Source organism: Bacillus sp. 2175 (assembly GCF_057812155.1).
Map to the genome: position 1 here is coordinate 425085 of NZ_CM173819.1, position 18135 is coordinate 443219.

General features: G+C 35.8%; 21 protein-coding genes. 20 read left to right on the forward strand and 1 reads right to left on the reverse strand.

The features are described from left to right. Positions 1 to 27: 27 nt before the first annotated feature. From ACXKY9_RS02455 to ACXKY9_RS02505, 11 genes are all read left to right on the forward strand, one after another. Positions 28 to 510, forward strand: a complete 483-nt coding sequence (locus ACXKY9_RS02455) for an ArpU family phage packaging/lysis transcriptional regulator (protein ID WP_000166188.1) — start codon at positions 28 to 30, stop codon at positions 508 to 510. Beyond that, complete coding sequence (locus tag ACXKY9_RS02460) at positions 510 to 1052, forward strand: site-specific integrase (protein WP_016090301.1); 543 nt, start codon at positions 510 to 512, stop codon at positions 1050 to 1052. Before ACXKY9_RS02455 ends, ACXKY9_RS02460 begins: the two co-directional genes overlap by 1 nt. Before the next feature lie 645 nt (positions 1053 to 1697). Beyond that, a complete protein-coding gene (locus ACXKY9_RS02465; protein ID WP_000370222.1) occupies positions 1698 to 1940 on the forward strand; it encodes a hypothetical protein in 243 nt (80 codons plus the stop codon). Beyond that, the gene (locus ACXKY9_RS02470; RefSeq protein ID WP_000002735.1) at positions 1933 to 2367 is read left to right on the forward strand and encodes a hypothetical protein; all 435 of its coding nucleotides are present in this window, start codon (positions 1933 to 1935) and stop codon (positions 2365 to 2367) included. The genes ACXKY9_RS02465 and ACXKY9_RS02470 overlap by 8 nt, the downstream gene beginning before the upstream one ends. After that, complete coding sequence (locus tag ACXKY9_RS02475; RefSeq protein WP_000964495.1) at positions 2367 to 2591, forward strand: hypothetical protein; 225 nt, start codon at positions 2367 to 2369, stop codon at positions 2589 to 2591. The genes ACXKY9_RS02470 and ACXKY9_RS02475 overlap by 1 nt, the downstream gene beginning before the upstream one ends. A 4-nt stretch (positions 2592 to 2595) precedes the next feature. Continuing rightward, on the forward strand, positions 2596 to 2760 hold the full coding sequence (locus tag ACXKY9_RS02480) for a helix-turn-helix domain-containing protein (protein WP_001091354.1): 165 nt from the start codon (positions 2596 to 2598) through the stop codon (positions 2758 to 2760). 107 nt (positions 2761 to 2867) lie between these two features. Next, complete coding sequence (locus tag ACXKY9_RS02485) at positions 2868 to 3008, forward strand: hypothetical protein (RefSeq protein WP_228522936.1); 141 nt, start codon at positions 2868 to 2870, stop codon at positions 3006 to 3008. Between the two features lie 31 nt (positions 3009 to 3039). After that, positions 3040 to 3402: an HNH endonuclease gene (locus ACXKY9_RS02490; protein WP_228161156.1), complete on the forward strand. Its 363-nt coding sequence runs from the start codon at positions 3040 to 3042 to the stop codon at positions 3400 to 3402. A gap of 99 nt (positions 3403 to 3501) precedes the next feature. Beyond that, positions 3502 to 4023 carry a phage terminase small subunit P27 family gene (locus tag ACXKY9_RS02495; protein WP_000113652.1) on the forward strand — a complete coding sequence of 174 codons (522 nt, stop codon included), beginning with the start codon at positions 3502 to 3504 and terminating at the stop codon, positions 4021 to 4023. 9 nt (positions 4024 to 4032) lie between these two features. After that, positions 4033 to 5748 (forward strand): terminase large subunit, encoded by a 1716-nt coding sequence (locus ACXKY9_RS02500; RefSeq protein ID WP_001082759.1) that lies wholly within the window; start codon positions 4033 to 4035, stop codon positions 5746 to 5748. Between the two features lie 13 nt (positions 5749 to 5761). Then, a complete protein-coding gene (locus tag ACXKY9_RS02505) occupies positions 5762 to 6982 on the forward strand; it encodes a phage portal protein (protein WP_000264107.1) in 1221 nt (406 codons plus the stop codon). Between the two features lie 94 nt (positions 6983 to 7076). Here ACXKY9_RS02505 and ACXKY9_RS02510 read toward each other — a convergent pair whose 3' ends face one another. Then, complete coding sequence (locus ACXKY9_RS02510) at positions 7077 to 8270, reverse strand: IS110-like element ISBth13 family transposase (RefSeq protein ID WP_000499523.1); 1194 nt, start codon at positions 8268 to 8270, stop codon at positions 7077 to 7079. A 290-nt stretch (positions 8271 to 8560) separates the two neighbouring features. Between ACXKY9_RS02510 and ACXKY9_RS02515 the strand changes: the two genes are divergently transcribed. From ACXKY9_RS02515 to ACXKY9_RS02555, 9 genes are all read left to right on the forward strand, one after another. Beyond that, on the forward strand, positions 8561 to 9259 hold the full coding sequence (locus ACXKY9_RS02515) for a head maturation protease, ClpP-related (protein ID WP_002134054.1): 699 nt from the start codon (positions 8561 to 8563) through the stop codon (positions 9257 to 9259). 37 nt (positions 9260 to 9296) lie between these two features. Then, positions 9297 to 10469 carry a phage major capsid protein gene (locus ACXKY9_RS02520; RefSeq protein WP_001123701.1) on the forward strand — a complete coding sequence of 391 codons (1173 nt, stop codon included), beginning with the start codon at positions 9297 to 9299 and terminating at the stop codon, positions 10467 to 10469. A gap of 34 nt (positions 10470 to 10503) precedes the next feature. After that, positions 10504 to 10797 (forward strand): head-tail connector protein, encoded by a 294-nt coding sequence (locus ACXKY9_RS02525; protein WP_000904085.1) that lies wholly within the window; start codon positions 10504 to 10506, stop codon positions 10795 to 10797. Beyond that, positions 10794 to 11138, forward strand: a complete 345-nt coding sequence (locus ACXKY9_RS02530; RefSeq protein WP_001068032.1) for a phage head closure protein — start codon at positions 10794 to 10796, stop codon at positions 11136 to 11138. Before ACXKY9_RS02525 ends, ACXKY9_RS02530 begins: the two co-directional genes overlap by 4 nt. Next, entirely contained in the window at positions 11126 to 11563 is a 438-nt protein-coding gene (locus tag ACXKY9_RS02535; protein WP_000818832.1) for an HK97-gp10 family putative phage morphogenesis protein, read from the forward strand. Before ACXKY9_RS02530 ends, ACXKY9_RS02535 begins: the two co-directional genes overlap by 13 nt. Continuing rightward, a complete protein-coding gene (gp17, locus tag ACXKY9_RS02540; RefSeq protein ID WP_001243517.1) occupies positions 11560 to 11922 on the forward strand; it encodes a tail completion protein gp17 in 363 nt (120 codons plus the stop codon). Before ACXKY9_RS02535 ends, gp17 begins: the two co-directional genes overlap by 4 nt. A gap of 15 nt (positions 11923 to 11937) precedes the next feature. Continuing rightward, on the forward strand, positions 11938 to 12522 hold the full coding sequence (locus ACXKY9_RS02545; RefSeq protein ID WP_001251821.1) for a major tail protein: 585 nt from the start codon (positions 11938 to 11940) through the stop codon (positions 12520 to 12522). 56 nt (positions 12523 to 12578) lie between these two features. Further along, positions 12579 to 12953 carry a phage tail assembly chaperone G gene (gene gpG, locus ACXKY9_RS02550; RefSeq protein ID WP_015382157.1) on the forward strand — a complete coding sequence of 125 codons (375 nt, stop codon included), beginning with the start codon at positions 12579 to 12581 and terminating at the stop codon, positions 12951 to 12953. A gap of 164 nt (positions 12954 to 13117) precedes the next feature. Next, positions 13118 to 18115: a phage tail tape measure protein gene (locus tag ACXKY9_RS02555; RefSeq protein WP_044157404.1), complete on the forward strand. Its 4998-nt coding sequence runs from the start codon at positions 13118 to 13120 to the stop codon at positions 18113 to 18115. Positions 18116 to 18135 lie beyond the last annotated feature (20 nt).

The window sequence follows — 18135 nt, forward strand, 5'->3', positions numbered from 1 at the left end:
TCTAAAAATAAAAAGGAGTGGTCTTACATGACTAAACAATTATCTTTCTTACCAAAAATTGATAGAACAGCGACACAAGAGGAATTAGAAGGTGTGTTGGAAAGCGTACGTATACATAGACAATTTGGGATGATGCGTAAAGAAATGAAAGTCACTCCTTCTTATGAAGTACGTGAGCATGGTCCTACACATACAGTTGGAAAACCATTAGAAGATGTTGCTATAGCAAATATTCAACAAAGTAAACGAGAAGAGTGGCTTGAAAGAATGTCAGTACGTATTGATCAGTTTCTAAATCGATTAGGAAACGGACGTGCAGGAAGTATACAAAGAGATATTATTTATAAACGTTATTTAGAAGAAGAGGACGTATGTGATTACATGGTTTATAACGAAATAGGGATGTCAGAGCGTACTTATCGCCGTTGGAAGTCTAAAGCATTTTATAAGCTTGCTTTTGCACTTGGATTAGAAGTTTACGAGACAGAAGAAACGGGAGGTAATGAATAATGAATTTTGTTCAACCGATACGTGATCCGGAGCAAATACAGCAGCTAAAAGATTATTTTAAGGAAAAGAGCTTACGTAATTACATTCTCTTCATTATGGGAATTAATACAGGCCTGAGAATCTCGGACATTTTGAAATTGAAGGTAGGAGATGTCAAAGGTAGTCATATATCTATGAGAGAAAAGAAAACAGGGAAACAGAAACGAATACAAATTACTGCAGCATTGAAAAGAGAACTTAAATGGTTTATTGAAGAAAGAGAAGATAATGAGTATTTATTGCAAAGTAGACAAGGTAAAAATCGTCCAATTGGTCGTAGTATGGCATATAAGATATTAAGCGGAGCAGCGGCAGAGTTTGGGCTAGATGAAATAGGAACACATACACTGAGAAAGACGTACGGGTATCATATGTACATGCAAACGAAAAACATAGCATTACTTATGGAGATATTCAATCACTCGTCAGAGAAGGTCACGTTACGTTATATAGGTGTAAACCAAGATGCAATGGATAAAGCAATGACTAGATTTAAAATCTAAGCATTGCTTTTCTTTTTAAATCTATACAGTTACTCATAAATTTCGTACTGTGTAACTCAAAAGAGAAAGTGAAACAAAATCAATGATATCAAGGGGTTTGGCGAAGGGGTCAGTTACACACAATACAAGATATGGGTAAGTCATTAGAGGAAAAACAGGAGGAGTAAGTAGTTGCCAAAAACTACTGATTTGGGTAAAACAGTTGCAAAGAGTAGGTCAGGATATTGATAGGGAAAAATAAGTGGCAGAGTCGTGACCGCTTTTTGGCAGGAAATGTGCCGGTTGTTTTGGAATTTACGTGATATATTTGTATTGTGAGAAGTGGCGGAAAACACAACTCATAAAGATTCCTTTATAATTTATATGTTGTTTAAACGATTCCGTAATGGTAGCAAATTAAATCCGAAACCAGCAGATGGTAACGATTGAATGATACCATTATTAAGGAGAGCTTTTGCTCTTCTTTGAGCTAACAACATCCTAGGTAGACAGAATTAGGATAACCTGATAAGTTTTCCGATGGTGTCTGTCGTGGTTGTTAGCTGAAAGAAGAATAAAACTTCACATACCGTAATCAAAATGCAAATCAATAAATGATAACAAAGCATCCATTCGGGTGCTTTTTATTTTGGAGGAGGATGAGGGATGGATAATCAATATCTTGCGGAAAGAATCAATCAATTAGAAAAAACAGTTAATGATTTAGATAGTGTGAATCGAGATCAACAAAAAGTGATTAACGAATTATCTATGAGAATTGAAGGTGTAATCAACACGATTGATCATTTAAAAAAGGAATTAAGCGCTAAAATGAACGATCTTCCCAAAGATGCGCAAGAAAAGATAGAGCGATTAAAGAAAGCCGCGGAGGGAATTGTAGATGGCTAATAATAAATTAAAGATTAATATAGATACTGAAACTAATACATCTGAAGCGTTAAAACAAATGAAGGAAGTAACTGAAGTTGCTAATGAATGTGTGGCCGCATTAGAGAAGTTGGAAAAGGTTATTGGTAGGTTTACTAATAATAATGATTCGATTGAAATAGAAGTTCCTCTCTTTCTAAATGGAAAGCAAATAGCTGAAGCTATTACTAAGGTTGAACCGTCTGGGAAATCTCAGATTGCACTTGCTAAGGAGAAAGAGTTACAGGATCATTATGAATGCGAATGGTGTCATAAAGATAAAGCTATCCATATTATCAAAGACCTTCGTTATGGTGAAGAAAGAAAGATATGTACGTCTTGCTATCTATCTATTGCTCAGAAGGTAGTGTCTAACAATATGGCAGATAAAATGCGGAAGAATATATGATGTTGTGGTTATTAGGTTATTTAATTGTAGGTATGATATATGTTTCTTTTGGTATGCAACCAGCTTTACGTAAGATGTTAAAAGAAGAAGAGGGTGATACTAAACAAGAAGCAATTACTATTGTAGTAATGCTCTTAGTCATTGGAATCTTCACACCTGTTTGGCCAGCGTTAGTAACCATGAAGATTGCTGGTGTGTTTTATAAAAACAAATATAAGGAGTGAGGAGGTGAATACATTCTTACACAATGTAATCGGTGTAAATGAAGCTGCATCTATTCTCAATGTATCATCTGGTCATGTTAAGAACTTATGCGCTGAAGGAAAGATTGTTGCAAAGAAGATAGGTAAGACATGGGTGATTGATAAATCGAGATTAAGAGGAGTGAGATAAGGATGAAAGTAGTAATTAACAACATTGGCTTTGAAACAATAGATGTACTTACAAACAATTCCACGAAGGTTTTTAGTCAGATAGAAACAGTATTTGTAAGGTACACTGTGGTTAAAGGTAAACATGAATTGTCAGGTGTAACAAGTCTCGAATTTAGTGAATATAAACACTTCCACTACAACAACCTTATCGATCATATTATAAATGGATTGATTGTGGATAGTAATCATGTTACTGAAGATATGTAAGTGTGGTAAGACAGTACCGATGGAACAAGGTATGTGCGAGGAGTGTGCTGTTGTTACTGAAGAAAGAAGGAAACAAAGGCACAGAGATTACAAGGCGAAGCGAACGGATACGGACAACCAGAAGTTCTATAACTCAAAGCCTTGGCGAGTAACTAGAGCAAGGGTAAAGGATAGAGACAATGGGTTGTGTCAACTATGTTGGAGTGAGAACAAGGTTAAACCAATGAACACAGTACATCATATTATTCCTTTAGAAGAAAATAATCGATTAGCTTTAGTAAGAAGTAATTTGATTTCATTGTGTGAGAAATGCCACCAGAAAGTCCATAAGCTGTATGACGTTAGGACAGAGAAGTTCAATATACAGAAGAAGTTAAGAAGTTTGATAGGGTAGGGGGATATCAAAAACTTTTCAAGGAGGGCGACGAGTCGCCGGGTGGTCTTTTTTTTCGCGAAAACTCCCTAAATGAAAATTCCGAAAGGAGGAAGGTGGATGGCTAGACCGAGAGAACCTGTGGATTTAGTTGTACTCAAAGGAAAAAAACATTTAACAAAAGCTGAAATTGCAAATCGTAAATCAAAAGAAATCAAGGCGCCTAGTGATAAGATTAGGGCGCCTTCTTATTTACCAAAAGATTTGAGAAGAGACTTTAAAAAAATATCCGATGAGCTAATCAGAATTGAAATCATGTCCAATCTTGATGTTGATGCTTTAGCAAGATTTTTAATAGCAAGGAAAATGTATGTAGAAATTACAAATGCTATGCTTGAGCTTAGTCCGTTAGAAGAAGTGGTGGATGTAAAAAAGGATCAGGAAGGTAACATCATATCTGAGAATAGGTATACCGTATCTAACGGCGTGTATTCAGACTTACTTATAAATCAAGACAAACTTTTTAAACAATGTAGACAAGCTTCCAGCGATTTAGGTTTAACAATTACATCAAGATGCAGATTAGTAGTTCCAAAACAGAACGATGAAAAACCTCAAAATAAATTTAATAAGTTTATGTAGGTAAGTTGTATGAATAGGGTCACACAGTATGCTCTTGATGTATTAGAAGGTCGAGAAATTGCAGGGAAGTACGTTAAGTTAGCTTGCCAAAGGCACTTAGATGATTTGGAAAAAAGTAAGTTGGCGCCGTTCGTCTATTATTTTGATGAGGAAAAGGCAGATCGGTTACTTGAGTATGCTGAAACTTTAATGATAGGTGAAGGAGAAGAAGTAGAACCACTTACTTTAGCATCATTCCAAGCATTTATTTTTGGATCATTACATGGTTGGGTCCATAAAGAAACGGGTTATCGTAGATTTAGAAGTAGTTATGTTCAAGTGGGCAGACAAAATGGTAAATCTATGATGAATGGTGTATTAGGGACATATTATAGCAATTTTGATGGCTATAATTATGCGCAAGTATACTGTACAGCTACAAAACAGGATCAAGCAAACATAGTTCTCAAAGAAATGATTAAGTTCATTGAAACAGATGAAGATTTAAGTGAGTGTTTCAAGGTGAAAGAATATAAAAATACCATTGAAGCACTTGTAACAAATGGAGTTGTCCGTGCTCTGGGAAGAGATACGGAGAGTATAGATGGATTTCGCGCTTACCTTGGCATTGTGGATGAATACCATAAACACCCTACAAATCAAATGTATAAATTATTGGAGGGTGGAACAACTAAATTAAAAGAATGCTTAATATCAGTTATCACAACAGCAGGATTTGATTTAAACAGTCCTTGCTACGAGTTGTATGAAGATTGTTGTAGACTTCTTGAAGGTGTATATGAAGACGATAAACAGTTTGTATATATTGCTCAATTAGATAAAGATGATGATATTTGGGATTCAAGTAATTGGATAAAAGCTAATCCTTTAGTAGCAAGAGATCAAGAAGGAATAGAAACACTTTTAACTATGGCAAGTGCAGCAAAACGTAGGGGCGGAAGTGAACTTCGCAATTTCCTTACAAAGCACTTAAATATTTGGGTACAATTCACAGACAATCAATATATGAACATGGAACATTGGAAAAAATGTGCTTCAGATTTAGATTTAGAGGATTTTAGAGGGAAAGAGTGTTATTTAGGTCTGGATTTATCTAGCGGTGGTGATTTAACGAGTTTAGGGGCAGTATTCCCATATTTAAAAGAAGAAGTGAAAAATTATTTCGTACATTCTCATAGTTTTATTCCTAAAAATCGTGTAAAAGAACATATAGAGACTGATAAAGCTCCTTATGACATCTGGATTAGAGATGGGTTATTAACTGTTACAGAGACATTAGGGGGTATTAAAACAGATTATAAATATATAATCGCTTATATAAAAAGAATTGTAGAAGAGTACGAGTTAATTGTAAATATAATAGCATACGATCCCCACAATGCAGATGCCTTTTTGAATGATCTTGAAGAGCTTGGATATAACAGCATCATGATTGTCCAATCAGCAAAGAATTTAAATGATGCTACAGTCGATTTTAGACTAGAGGTTGAGGCTAAAAACATTCAATATAATCGTAAAAATAAATTGTTAACATGGAGTATAGCCAACGCAAAGACAGTATCCAATAGTTTCGGTGAAATCAAGATCGATAAACACTTAAAAGAGAAAAGAATTGATCCAATTGATGCGGTTATTGATGCATATAAGATGGCAATGAAGGGAGAAGTAGGATTGAAATTAAGCCAATATGTTACGGATGAAAATCTAGATAAACTTGGTTGGTAAAGGAGGTGAGTGAATGTGGGAATGGCTCAATAAATTAAAACCTAAGAAGGTTCAAAACTCAGTATCACTTGATTCGGACGAGTTTTTAAAGATGTTAGGTATTGATATAGGTAGTGTAAATAAAAATAAATTAAGTGAAATCACATATTTTACCTGTTTAAGGCTTTTATCTGAAAGTATTGGGAAATTACCTTTAAAATTATATAGAGATACAAATAACGGTCTTGAAAAAGCAACAGATCATAATTTGTATACACTTTTAAAAATGCGGCCTAATCCATATATGACTTCAAGTACATTTTGGTCTACAGTAGAAGCAAATAAAAATCATTATGGGAATGCGTATGTCTATGTTAATACGGAGAGGGATAAAGTAAAAGATTTGTGGATTCTTCCTAGCGAACACGTACAGATTTGGATTGATAATGCAGGTATATTCCAAAGGGAAAATGCGATTTGGTATATATGGGGAGATAATAAATCTGGTAAACAATATAGGTTTCGATATGATCAGGTTATGCATTTTAAAACTTCATTATCTTTAGATGGTATATCTGGTTTAGCAGTAAAAGACATATTGAAGGTATCAATTGAGAACATACAAAGTGGAGCTTTATATCTCAATAACTATTTTTCAAATGGTTTAATGGGAAAGGCAGTTGTCCAGTATACTGGTGATTTGGATCATGACAAAGCAAAGAAAATGGTAGCAAAAATTGAAGAATTTAGTAATGGTTTGAAAAATGCAGGAAGAATTGTCCCGCTACCATTAGGTTTTCAACTCACTCCATTAAATGTGAACATGGCAGATGCTCAATTCTTAGAGATTAACAAATATACAGCACTACAGGTTGCTGGGGCATTTGGTATTAAACCTGCACAAGTAAATAATTATGATAAGGGTAACTATGCAAATGTTGAAACGCAACAGCGTTCTTTTTACGTAGATACCCTTTTATATATTTTGAAAAATTACGAGGAAGAAATGAGTTATAAGCTTCTTCTTAGTGATGAATTTCAAAATGGATATTGCTTTAAATTTAATGTGAATGGTATTTTACGTGCTGATTTCGCAATACAGATGGAAGGCCTATCAAAGGGTGTAAACAATGCTATTTATACTCCAAATGAGGCAAGAGAATTTGTAGATTTGCCGCGTAAAGATGGCGGGGATTCATTAATGTGTAATGGAAACTATGTTCCATTAGTATCAGTTGAGAAAGACCAACTATGAGAAGTCAAGGGGAGTTTTTTATATAAATAGGGGGTGTTTTTCTAAAAAAGGGCGTGCCAAATAAACCTAAGGATTTTCAAAAAAAATGAAAAGGTCATGTTTCTGTTGTGTGAGGTGGTACTTCATAAGGCTTATTGCTTTTAAGAATGGCATAGATAATGTAACACAGCTTTCTAGCTACCGCCCCTATACAAACATAGTAGTGCTTTCCTTGCTTTCGTTTCTTTTCATAAAAAGCTTTTAATACAGGGTCATGTTTATGCGCTGTAATAGCCGCTTGGAATAAGGCTCTACGCAAATGAGAAGAACCACGTTTGGATATAGACGTACCTGAGGCTTCAAATTGTCCAGATTGGGACACAGAGGCATCAATGCCTGCGTAAGCGACAAGTTTAGATGGTTTGTCAAAGCGGTGAATATCCCCAATTTCACTTAGTATAGTGGCTCCTAAAATGGGCCCAACACCAGGTATTGTCATGATAGGAGTATCTAAATCAATTAAAAGTTGTGACATTTCTTCTTCACATTCTTTGATTTGATCTTCGATAAAACGAATTTGTTCCATCAACATTTTTAGTTGGAAGGAAAAAGCGTCTTTACAGAAGGTAACACCAAACGAATTAGAGGCTAATTCCATTAGCTTGTTGGCTGTTTTCTTCCCCAGTCGATTACGACTGGTTTGCTCAATTATTTGTGTTAAATCATCAATAGATATCTGTTCATAGTCACTAGGAGAGGCATATTCAAGTAAGATTTGCGAAGAAGTTTTACCAAAAACATCCGAAAAGATGCTTTGGTACTCTGGGAAAGTCTGATCTAATACGACAAGAGCTTTTCGTTTTAAATCACTCATATTACTTACAAGCGCATTACGAAAGCGGCTCATTTGTTTTAGAGCGAACATTTTCTCGTCCACAAGTGGGGTTTCAACAAAACGGCCGAATCGAATGATATCGGCAATCATAGTGGCATCAATGGCGTCTGTTTTTCGCTTTCTAATTTCTGTTCCTTTTCGCCAAGCATTGGTTTGAATTGGATTTAATACAACGACTGAGAAGCCATGATCAAGTAGAAAAGAATAAACGGCTAACCAATAATGTCCTGTTGCCTCCATTCCAATCAGTATTTCTGTAGGAGACTCAATATATTGGTACATCCAATTTAACAGTGCTTGTCCGCCTTCTTTATGATTCTGAAAGGGAAATGGCTTAGTAATAGGTTTTCCAGTTTGGTCGATAATGGACGCATAATGTTTATGTTTAGCGATATCAATACCTAAATAGAACATAGCTTACACCCCTATTTTAATCAGTGTTAGATAGTGTTGTCCTCCTCTGAACTAATAAGCGCTACTACCTCGTAAGAGATACGAAGAATGACCAATGGTCATCAACATCCAACTCATTCGTAAACTACTTATTAGACAGAGGTACCATTCTTTCAACCGAATACAAAGATTCAAGGAGGTGGTCGGCAACACTCTATCTACAAATATAAGTATCTCATATAACTAGATACTCACGGGTTTATAGGTAAATCCCTTTCCTAAAAAACCTAACTTTATCATACGAGGAGGTGATGGAAGTGGATTGGCTACAGATTAAAAATCAAGCTGAAGATACTGCTTCTCTTTATTTTTATGGTGATATCGTTTCTTCTTGGTGGGGTGCTTGGGATGATGAGGACCAATATCCTGAGAATGTAAGAAATATCCTTGATAGTGTAAAAGGGAAAGACTTAAACATCTATATAAATAGCGGTGGAGGCTCTGTTTTTGCAGGAATGGCTATTTATAATATGATTAAACGTCACGAGGGGCATAAAACGGTTCATATTGATGGGCTTGGAGGTTCAATCGCTTCTGTAATTGCATTTGCCGGGGATAAGTTGATCATTCCTTCTAATGCATACTTAATGATTCATAAACCGTGGAATGGTATATATGGAAATGCCAATGATTTTAGAAAGATGGCCGATGACTTAGATGCAATAGAGGAAGGGATCATCAATGTTTATAAGGATAATCTAAAAGAGGGCGTAGACATCGAAGTAATAAGAGAAATGGTGCAAAATGAGACGTGGCTAAACGGTCTTAAAGCAAGTGAATATTTTAACGTTGAAGTGGCAGAAGAAAATACTGCGGTTGCATGTACAAGTAATCTGTTTAAGGAATACAGGAATACCCCAAAGGCATTTAAAGAGCCAAGAAGAGAACCGATGCAAAAAAGTGAAGAAGAAAAAATTAATAATTTGATGAGAGAGATAGATTTAATCTAACTCTTTTTTTATTGCTCAATTTTAAGGAGGAAGAAAGATGCCAAAAGAATTAAGAGAGTTATTGAATAAGATTCAGAACAAAAAAGCAGCAGCAAGAGAGTTATTGGCTCAAAAAAAGCTTGAGGAAGCAGAGCAACTTACAAATGAAATTAAGGATTTGCAGAAGGAATTTGATATTGCATCTGCTCTTTATGAAGATGAAAAAAACAATATTCCAACAGACCCTATTCCACAACCACAAAATAATACAGTAAAACCTGCTGATGCATTTGTTAATGCAATGAAAGCGGCTGTAGGGAAACATAAACTTACAGATGACGAAAAGGAAGTATTAAATGCAACTACAATGACAGAAGGTGTTCCATCCGATGGTGGTTTAACAGTACCAAAGGATATTCGAACAGCTATCAAGGAATTACGTCGTAGTGCTCCAGATGCACTTGAGAATTATGTAAATGTAGAATCTGTATCTACTCTTACTGGTTCTCGTGTTATTGAAGTAGAAGCGGACTACATTCCTTTCGATAATATTGATGAAGCGGCAGACTTTCCAGAAATGGAATCACCAAAATTTGAAGATATTCAATTTGCTGTAAAGAAAAAAGGTGGAATTTTAAAATTCTCTAAAGAATTACTCGCAGATACAGCAGAAAATATTCAAGGATATGTTAGGAAATGGACAGGAAAAAAATCAAAAGCAACTCGTAATGCTCTGATATTAAAAGCAATAAATGATAATTTCGGTACAACAAAGGTTCCGGTTAGTAAGGTAGATGATTTAAAGGACATTTTCAATGTTAAATTGGATACTGCGTTTGAAACAACGGCAATTGCCATCATGAATCAAGATGCTTTTAATTATTTAGATAAACTGAAAGATTCAGATGGTAAGTACATTTTACAACCAGATCCAACAATGGCGACGAAGAAACTGTTATTTGGCAAGTATCCAATTGTTGTATTAAGTAATAAGACGCTAAAAACAGATAGTAAAACAAAGAAAGTACCAATGTATTTTGGTGATTTAAAAGAAGCGATAACTGTTTTTGATAGAGAAGCATTATTTATTGAATTCTCTGAGCAAGCATTAGATTTATGGGGGAAAGATTTAGTTGGTATGAAAGTTAGAGAGCGCTTAGATGTTAAACCAGTTGATAAAAAAGCGTTAGTAGTGGGAGAGCTTACATTAGCAGAACAAACACAAGCATAAGAGGGGATATCCCCTCTTTTTTAGGAGGGGTTTCATGTTAATAGATTTAAATTTGGCAAAAAAATGGCTGAGATTAGAAGAAGAGGATATAGAAGAGGATGATATCTTAGAGCTTTTAATTGATAATGCCGAGATATATGTAAAAGGATCTGTAGGTAAGCATTACAATGCTACTGAGGATAACCGAAAACAAGCGCAAAAAATCGCATTAGTTTTAATCACAAATTGGTATGAAAATCGTGATTTTTCTGGTCAAGTAGATGAAAAAGTACGATATACCATTAAGAGTATGGTATTGCAACTTCAATTAAGTGAGGAAACAGCATGAATCCAGGAAAAAGAGATAAAAGAATTATGATTGAACATAAAACTGAAAGGAAAGACGATGAGGGAAACGCGCTACCAGCAGGCTGGGAAGTCTTTTCTAAAGCGTGGGCGAAGGCTGAAACTCCCGTAGGTTCAGGGTTTAATTCTGAAGTTTTTAAGGGAAATGCAGAATTTGTTATTAAGTTAATAAATTTTACAATTCCGTACAGAAAAGGTGTTCATTCTGATATGCGTGTGAAATATAAAGGGAAGCTTTTTCAAATTAAATCAGTGATTGATATTGATGAAAAACACAAAGATATGTGTTTAATCTGTGAGGAGCGATCTAATTGGCAGAATTAGAGGTCTTCGGTATAGAAGAATGGATTCGTGAATTAGAAAATTTAGGACAGGATGTCCCAAAAATTACAAAAGAATCATTAAAAGCTGGTGCAAGGGTATTTGAAGAGAAGTTGGAATTTAATTCTCCAGTTGGCCCCGAACCTAATAAACCAACACTAAAACAACCGTGGTGGGATGGTAAACACGCGAAGAACGCTATTGAAGAAGGAAAGGTTGTAAAAAAAGGTGGTTCTTATTTCATTGAAGTTGGATGGGATAAAGCGGATCGCTCTCCTCACTTTTATATGAAGTTTCAAAACTGGGGGACTAGTAAAAATCCAAATCCTCCACATAAAGGTTTTGCAGAAAAGACTTTAATCCAAAGTGAAAAAGAGGTCTTGAGAGTTATGGAAAGAGAATTTATGCGTAGAGTGACAGGCCGATGAGAAATTTTAATAAGGAAATATTTGATGTTTTACGTACAGATGTAGTTATTAAATCTGAGTTAGGTGGAGAATTTATATATCAATTTGTCAAAGGAAATGACAAAACAGATATATGGCTTACATTTTCAGAGTTAAATAGTTCTCCTGGGCTATATGCGGAGAATGAGGAAAAAACCACTAACGTTATGTATCAGGTTGATATATGGTCAATGGCACCAATCAAAACGCAATTAAAAAGTGCAGTTCAGGCAGCTATGAAAAAGCTGTCTTTTCAGCGTTTAAGCACTTATCCAGATTATGAAATGGATACAAAAATTTATCGATATGGTTTTCGTTTTGTAACGGAAATTATTAATTAAGGAGGAAAATGAAATATGGCAATGACAATAGATTTTAGAGATTTACATTATGCAGTTTTAACTGAAACATCAGATGGTAAATTTAATTATTCTACACCAAAACGAATCGGTAAAACAGTTAGTGGTAAAGCGTCACCTAAAGCGGAATCAGTAACTTTTTATGCTGAAGGTGGACCAGCAGCAACAGCTAGTGCATTTGGTGGAACAGAAATTGAATTAGAAGTTGATACATTACCTTTATCCGTTTATGCCGAATTGTTAGGTAAAAAGGTTGTAAAAGGTCAAGTTGTAGATAATACAAGTGATGTTCCTCCTTATGTAGCATTGCTATATCGTTTACCATACGACAACGGAAAAAACCTATATGTATGTTATTACAAAATGAAGTTTGAGCTTCCAAGTGATGAACATAAAACAGCAGAAGATAAACCAACATTCCAAAGCGCAAAAATTAAAGGTAAGGCAATTCAACGTTCGGACGGTAATTGGAGACATCGATTAGATGAAGAGGAAGAAGGACACGACGCAGCAGTTGCAGCAAAGTGGTTTAAAGAAGTACCAGCTCCACCAATAGAAACAGCCCCACCAAGTGGGAAGTAATTAAGAAAAGGGATGGCGAAATGCCATCCTTATTTTTATTAAGGAGGAAACAGATTATGAAAATCACATTACAAAATACAGAAGGTAAAAAAGATTTTTATTTACCACAATTTATCCCAGGTTCAGCTACTTTTGAAGCTTCAACATTAGCTGATGAATTACAAGCGGACTTAGTACCAAAAGAAACAATTGAAAGAGCCGCTAATTTTGTTGCCAGTGTGTACGGAAATCAATTTACAGCACAGGAATTTGTGGATGGCACTCATGTATGGTTTTTAAGTCTTACAATTCATTCTGTTTGTTTAACAATTATGGGACGCTTAAATGATGCGATTAAGGTAATGGAAACGGTAGAAGATGCGAAAAAAAAGTTAATGGCACAACTAGAAATGAAACCGACGGAGGAAAAATCAAATATAGCGACGCTGTAATTGATATTTATAACATATTGATGGACGCAGGTATGACACAAAATCAAATCAATGAAATGGATATTGCGTTTTACTTTACCTGTTTAGCGAGAAAACAAAAAGCAAATCGAGTGACAACAGCAGATAAAGTACCAATGTGGTTGTAAAGGTAGGTGAGAATTTGAATGGCACTAGGAGATAATACAATTGGTGGTCGTGTCCGTTTGGATACAGATCAATTCGAAAATGGGATTGCAGGCATTAATAGAAGTCTGAAAAGAATAGATGCTGAATTTCGTAACACGTCTGAGCAGTTACGTGGAGTTGGTTCAGAGATGGATCAACTGGAGAATAAGGTAAACCATTTAAATCAAAAAATAGAAGCTCAGACGCAAAAAATGAAGCATTATGAGCAAGCTTTGAGAACTTCACAACAAAAACAACAAGAAATGCGTCAAAAATGTGAGCAATTGGCTACATCTATGCAACAATTAGAACAAGAGATACAACAAAGTACTCAGGCATACGGGAAAAATGCTCAAGAAACAAAAGATTTGCAAGCTCAATATAATCAATTACAGCAAGAATACAAACAAGGCACACAAGCTTTACAAAGATTAACCGCTCAAGTTTCTAGAAATGATACAGCATTTAATAATGCTTCAGCAGCCTTACATCGTTATCGTAATGAGCTAGGTGATACGGAAGAAAGAATAGAGCGATTGGGTAACGTTTCTGGAAGATTACGCGAGCGTATGAACGAAGTTGGAAACACAATGCAAGAAACAGGTACGAAAGTGAGCCAAGGGTTTGGCGCAGCAGCAGTTGGCGTGGCGGCTGGAGTTGGAGCTTTAGTCGTAAATGCAAGTCAATTTGAAGAAGCGAACAAGAAGGTACAATCTGGTTTAGGATTAACAAGGGAAGAAAGTTTAAAGGTTAGTGCTGTAGCCAAAGAAGTATGGCGCGAAGGCTATGGGGAAGATTTAGCTAGTGTCAGTGATTCTTTAGTTAAAGTAAAGCGCAATATTAAGGATATTAATGATGATGATACTTTAAAACAAGTAACTCGTGATAGTGAAATCTTAGCAGAAACAATGGAATCAGATGTAAACGAGGTAACTCGTGGTGCAGCCCAATTAATGGGACGCTTTGGTTTATCTGGCCAACAAGCATTTGATTTATTAGCACAAGGTTCTGTAAAGGGTTTAAACTACTCAAATGAGCTATTTGATAATTTAAGTGAGTATGGTCCTTTGTTCCATGAAATGGGATTTAGTGCAGATGAAATGTTCACAATTCTCATTAACGGTTCGAAAAACGGCGCATATAACTTGGATTATGTGAATGACGTTGTAAAAGAATTTGGTATCCGTGTAAAAGATGGTAGTAAGTCCACAACAGAAGCAATGGGTCAAATGGGTAAAGAAACGCAAAAAGTTTGGAAAGCGATGCTAGAAGGAAAAGCGACTTCCAAAGATGTTTTTAATGCTGTTTTAAATGAGTTACGAACAACGGATGATCAAATTAAAGTGAATCAGTTAGGCGTTGCACTTTTCGGCGTGAAATGGGAAGACCTTGAAGCTACTACTATGTTATCACTAAATAATATGGAAACAGGTCTTGGAAACTACAGTGGCGCAATGAATAAAATGGTTGATGGTTACGATACAAGCGCTAAGCAATGGAAATCTGTAACAAGAGAACTACAAATTGCTCTAGAACCACTTGGTAAGGTGATTTTAGATATCGCTAAACAAGCGATTCCTGAATTGAAAGAATCTGTGAAGGGTGTCGCTGATTGGTTCAACGGATTAGATGATAGCTCTAAAAAAGTATATGGGACAGCATTATTACTAGCCCCGGCAGTTATGGGAGTAGTTAGTGCACTTGGGTTCCTTTCTTTTGGTATTGGTGCAATTATAGCAAATCCAATTGTCGCAACAATTGGTGGAGTTGTAATTGGACTTGGTGCATTAGGTTTTGCTTTCGTAGATGCTGGGAAAAAGGCACAAAAAGCAGAGGAGGACAGTAGGCGCTTTGGTGATGGTGTAAGTGAAGGTACGAAAAAAGCTCTTGAAGGGTATGTGAATTTAAAAGAACAGGCTTTTAAAACATTAGATGAAATACCAACAATGACAGGTGATAAGGCTAAAGAGGCTGTACAACGAGCACATGACGAATTTGGTAAGTTAGCAGACGAGGCAATCCAAGCGATTAATAAAGATAGAGGCAAGTTACAAGCTCATTTAGATAGTTGGTTTGCTGGAGAAACTGATTCCGCAGTATTAAGGGCAAAAGATAAAATTGTTAACGATCAAATGGAAGTATTTAAGGCACAAGAAGAAGCAGTTATTAAGGCAAATGAGAAAATTCAGAGCTTACTTACACAATATAATGGACAAATATATAAGATGACTGCGGCCGATAAGTCGGTATTTCTTACAGCTTTAAAAGCTATTGATGCAGAGGTTGGAAAAGCAGCTTCAAAAAGTGTGGATGAGATTCAAAAAATAGGTAAAGCAATGGATAATTTCAACAAAAATACTTCTGTTGAGACAATTCAAGGTAAAGTAAAAGAGCTAGGTTCAGAGTATACGAAATTAACAAATGAATTAGATAAAGCAAGACAAAAAGAAATAGAGTTTGCGAAAAGCAAAATAGCTGATACTAAAGGGCAAGAAATTGCGATAGCTCAAATTAACAAAAAATACTCTGAGCAATCTGTATTGATAACAAAAGGGTATGAGCAACAACTTCAACAAGCGCAAAAAGTGTTAGAATCCAAAGGTGTTGAGATGGATTTAACAACAGGTATTACGAAGGCTGAAACTGAAAAAATTAAAATTCAGGGTCGAGGATTCGGAGAGTACGTTAAGAATTCCGAAATAATTGAAAGCACAAATGAGAATCTATTCAAGCGACTTCAAGATAGAGCTTCAAAAGAAGCTGATCTGAGAAAGAAAAGTGCTGATGAAGTAAAAACATATGGAGAGTCATTAATTGCAAATTCTAATATTGTTTATGATAATCTTTTCCAGTCAACTCGTGAAAAATCTATTGAAGTTGCAAATGACATCGCAAAAACATTTGAAGATGGAAGTAAAACGATTGATTTAGGAGAGCAAGGTTGGGTTGCAGTAGAAGAATTTGTTGATGGAATTAAATCTGGTAAGTACAAAGTCCAAGATGTAGCGATTGCAATCATAAACACTATGCGGTCAGAAATGGGTAATAAACCATTGACACCAGAAGGTATTAAAGTCATGACTTCATTTACCGATGGTTTTAAACAGATGAATATCGGGGAGGTCGCATCTAAGTTAAACTTAGATTTAAAGAAGAATCTCGATATAGATTTAGGACCACTCGGAAAAATGAAAACTACACAATTTGTAAATGGATTACACGAGGGCACAGTAGGTATTGACGCTGTGTTTATTTTTTTTCAACAACAGTTATCTAAATTAACAGCAGCAGATTTAGCAAAAGACGGCACTCGTATAATGGCTACGTTAAAAACTGGTATGGAAACAGGGTTTATTAATGTGCAAGACGTTCTCAATACATTGGGAGTTAATATTGAAGATAAGACTAAGTACAACTTAGGGCCGAATGGAGAAGTGACAATTGCGTCTCTTGTTCAAGGCTTACACAATGGGAAGTTTAATATAGATCAGGCACTCGAAGTTATAAGACAAATGGTTGTACAAAAAACAAACATTGATACAACTCAGCAAGGGGCAGCTATTCCGCAAAGTACCGCAGATGGAATTCGTCAAAATGGGGGTCAACCTGTTCAAGCCGCAGAGGAAGTTAAGCAGGGTGTAGAACAAACACTGGGATCAACCACAGACGGAAATGGTGGAGCAGCTTCTACTACATTAATGAATCGAATTATGGCTCAATATAAGCCAAGTATTATAGGTGAAGCTTTTAATATTAAACTAGGCGTTGAACAGCAATTAGGAAGTACAACTGATAATAATGGCGGTAATAACGCGACTTCTATGATGTTTAATAATATTAATAATAATAAAGGCAATGTCAATGGAGCGGCCGTAGGTGTTAAACAAAGTGTAGAAAATACTTTAGGATCAACCACAGATGGAAATGGTGGCGCATCTTCTACTCTTCTTATGCAACGACTAATTAACGGGAATAAAGGGAATGTAGTCGGAGCAGCTAGTAATGTTAAATTAGGTGTAGAGGGCATGTTAGGAAGTGCAACCGATGGTGGCGGTGGTGATAAGGCTGGTAATAAATTCGCAAGTGATATGGGAGCAAAACGTGGAGCCGCTGTTGCAAGCGGAACAAGTGTTGCTCAAGGTGGTAAAGATGGATTAGGGAGTGTCAGCTCTCTTAGTCCTGGAGAAGCTTTTGCTAGTGGGTTTGCTAAAGGTATATCTAATGGTGAATGGAATGTACAAAATGTAGCAGCTAGTTTGGCACGAGGTGCATTTGATGCATTGAAAGCTACACTTAATGTAAACTCTCCATCAAAATTAACACGTGATCAAGGTGGTAAGCCGTTTAGTGAAGGATTTGCGCTAGGTATTCAGAAATCAGCTCACATGGCTGAAAAAGAAAGTAGAGAAATGGGTACCAAGGCAAACGCAGCTCTTGTAAATGAACTGAAATTAAATAGTGAATCAAATAAGTTGAGATTTTCTGGTGTTCGTATGGCACAAGGAATTGCGATAGGTATTAAAAGTCAATATTCTGTTGTGCGAGATGCATTACAAGATACAGTAACAGGAGCTATGGATAGTATTCGTTCTATAAAACCAGAAGAAATATTTAGTTTCCAAGGTGATGACCCACTAACAAAGTATTTTAATGCAATCTTTGTAGATGGAGATTGGCAAAATGATTGGATTACACATATCCCTGAAAATATGCGTGATATGGTAAGAGAAATTGGACGTCAAATGGAACGATTCGAGGGACTTTCCATTCATGATGTAGGCAGCCTTTCTAGATGGAGAGAAGTGTTATCTGATAATCCTAATGTCATTCAATATAGACCTGACAATGATAATCCTGATAAGCAACCCTATATAAAGTCAGAACCTACTTATATAGAAATTCCTGTCATACTAGAAGGAAGGGAAATAGCGCGTGTGAGCCATCCGTATGTAACCGAATATCAAAATAGAGCACAAGCAAGAAACTCAATCTTTTAGATTTGGGTTTCTTTTATTTT

Excerpts from the sequence above, each read along its gene's own strand:
- ACXKY9_RS02465 (WP_000370222.1), top strand. The coding sequence starts at position 1,698 with ATGGATAATCAATATCTTGCGGAAAGAATCAATCAATTAGAAAAAACA.
- ACXKY9_RS02460 (WP_016090301.1), top strand. The coding sequence starts at position 510 with ATGAATTTTGTTCAACCGATACGTGATCCGGAGCAAATACAGCAGCTA.
- gp17 (WP_001243517.1), top strand. The coding sequence starts at position 11,560 with ATGAGAAATTTTAATAAGGAAATATTTGATGTTTTACGTACAGATGTA.
- ACXKY9_RS02545 (WP_001251821.1), top strand. The coding sequence starts at position 11,938 with ATGGCAATGACAATAGATTTTAGAGATTTACATTATGCAGTTTTAACT.
- ACXKY9_RS02455 (WP_000166188.1), top strand. The coding sequence starts at position 28 with ATGACTAAACAATTATCTTTCTTACCAAAAATTGATAGAACAGCGACA.
- ACXKY9_RS02505 (WP_000264107.1), top strand. The coding sequence starts at position 5,762 with ATGTGGGAATGGCTCAATAAATTAAAACCTAAGAAGGTTCAAAACTCA.
- ACXKY9_RS02500 (WP_001082759.1), top strand. The coding sequence starts at position 4,033 with ATGAATAGGGTCACACAGTATGCTCTTGATGTATTAGAAGGTCGAGAA.
- ACXKY9_RS02490 (WP_228161156.1), top strand. The coding sequence starts at position 3,040 with ATGTGCGAGGAGTGTGCTGTTGTTACTGAAGAAAGAAGGAAACAAAGG.
- ACXKY9_RS02515 (WP_002134054.1), top strand. The coding sequence starts at position 8,561 with ATGGAAGTGGATTGGCTACAGATTAAAAATCAAGCTGAAGATACTGCT.
- ACXKY9_RS02495 (WP_000113652.1), top strand. The coding sequence starts at position 3,502 with ATGGCTAGACCGAGAGAACCTGTGGATTTAGTTGTACTCAAAGGAAAA.
- ACXKY9_RS02525 (WP_000904085.1), top strand. The coding sequence starts at position 10,504 with ATGTTAATAGATTTAAATTTGGCAAAAAAATGGCTGAGATTAGAAGAA.
- ACXKY9_RS02530 (WP_001068032.1), top strand. The coding sequence starts at position 10,794 with ATGAATCCAGGAAAAAGAGATAAAAGAATTATGATTGAACATAAAACT.
- gpG (WP_015382157.1), top strand. The coding sequence starts at position 12,579 with ATGAAAATCACATTACAAAATACAGAAGGTAAAAAAGATTTTTATTTA.
- ACXKY9_RS02555 (WP_044157404.1), top strand. The coding sequence starts at position 13,118 with ATGGCACTAGGAGATAATACAATTGGTGGTCGTGTCCGTTTGGATACA.
- ACXKY9_RS02470 (WP_000002735.1), top strand. The coding sequence starts at position 1,933 with ATGGCTAATAATAAATTAAAGATTAATATAGATACTGAAACTAATACA.
- ACXKY9_RS02510 (WP_000499523.1), bottom strand. The coding sequence starts at position 8,270 with ATGTTCTATTTAGGTATTGATATCGCTAAACATAAACATTATGCGTCC.
- ACXKY9_RS02475 (WP_000964495.1), top strand. The coding sequence starts at position 2,367 with ATGTTGTGGTTATTAGGTTATTTAATTGTAGGTATGATATATGTTTCT.
- ACXKY9_RS02520 (WP_001123701.1), top strand. The coding sequence starts at position 9,297 with ATGCCAAAAGAATTAAGAGAGTTATTGAATAAGATTCAGAACAAAAAA.